General features: G+C 42.8%; 2 protein-coding genes. Both read left to right on the top strand.

Annotation, left to right across the window (positions count from 1 at the left end; translation table 11 throughout):
• Positions 1-308 (top strand): Mpo1-like protein (locus R7Z50_RS24375; RefSeq protein ID WP_318149332.1); only part of this gene is annotated, 308 nt, incomplete at its 5' end.
• 87 nt (positions 309-395) lie between these two features.
• The gene (gene cyaB, locus R7Z50_RS24380; RefSeq protein ID WP_031430775.1) at positions 396-941 is read left to right on the top strand and encodes a class IV adenylate cyclase; all 546 of its coding nucleotides are present in this window, start codon (positions 396-398) and stop codon (positions 939-941) included.
• Positions 942-1,235: the final 294 nt, after the last annotated feature.

Consider the following 1,235-nt stretch of genomic DNA (forward strand, 5'->3'; position numbering starts at 1 on the left):
CTCAACTTTCAATCTTAGGTTTTCAGCTCAACTGGGTTTGGTTCGCTGTCATTCCGGTTTGGGTCTTTTACTTCCGTTTATCTCTCAGTGTGTTCATGATGATGCTCGGTTACACGTTAGCGTGTATTGGTTTGATTTGGTCGTTGGAGATTCTAGATCTACCCGTCTTACACATTTCTATGCTGCTGTTTGGCGCTTTGTGGATTCTTCAGTTCATTGGGCACAAAATCGAGGGCAAAAAGCCATCCTTTTTTGAGGACCTACAGCTCTTATTAATCGGCCCAATCTGGGTGTTTCGAAAGCACTAAATGCGCAAGCTGAGTGTATTGCCACAACACGATTAAGATTTTGAGTGTAGTATTCGGCTCCTTTCGACGTTTATGTAGTAGAGGCGAGTGGTGAGTGACGCGCATTTCCAAGGGCAGTTTGAAGTCGAGTTAAAGTATCGAGTAAAAAATCATGATGCATTTTTAAACATGCTCAAACAGATTGAGCATGAAGTCATGTTCGAAAACAACCAAGAGTCAGATTGGTTTTACGATACCCCACAACGCACGCTTACTCAGCAGGGCAAGAGTTTAGTGCTCAGAGAAATTCAGCCTGCCGGCATCAAACTGTGGATTGTAAAAGGGCCAGAAGCTGACCGTTGTGAAGCAACAAATATCACTAAGTTAGATTCTGCTCAAAGTATGCTCGAAAACATGGGCTACGAAGTGATTCAACGCAGCAAGAAAATCAGAAGTATCTTCTTTGTCGGCGAGTTCCATATCACCTTAGATTTTCTCGATGGTTTTGGTCACTTTGCGGAGTTCGCTATTATGACCGACGACGAAACTGCTTTGGCTAGCTATCGCGAGCAGTTAGTCGCACTTGCGCAGCAGTTTCATCTGAGCGAAGCGGATAGAGAGCATCGCTCATACAAAGAGATTTTATCAGCTTAGTCGCTATTTCTTTCCTTTCTAAAACGCGAAGCGAATTCTTCCCAAAACACAATGTCATTTTTGTGTTCTTCTCATTGGTTTGACAGGCAACTCCTAGTAAACAGCACTATGATTACCATAGTGCTGATGCACTGAACCCACACTATCATTTAATGAGTGACGCTGTCACTTTGTGGAGGAGTAATGTATAACCGAGAACATAAGTATGTTTATTGGCGAGAGGAGAGAAAGAAAGGAAAATGGCACTACATCATGAAATCGTTTTTTATGATTTGTTGTGCGTTGTTGGTGGGT

The organism is Vibrio sp. 1249-1 (assembly GCF_033340495.1).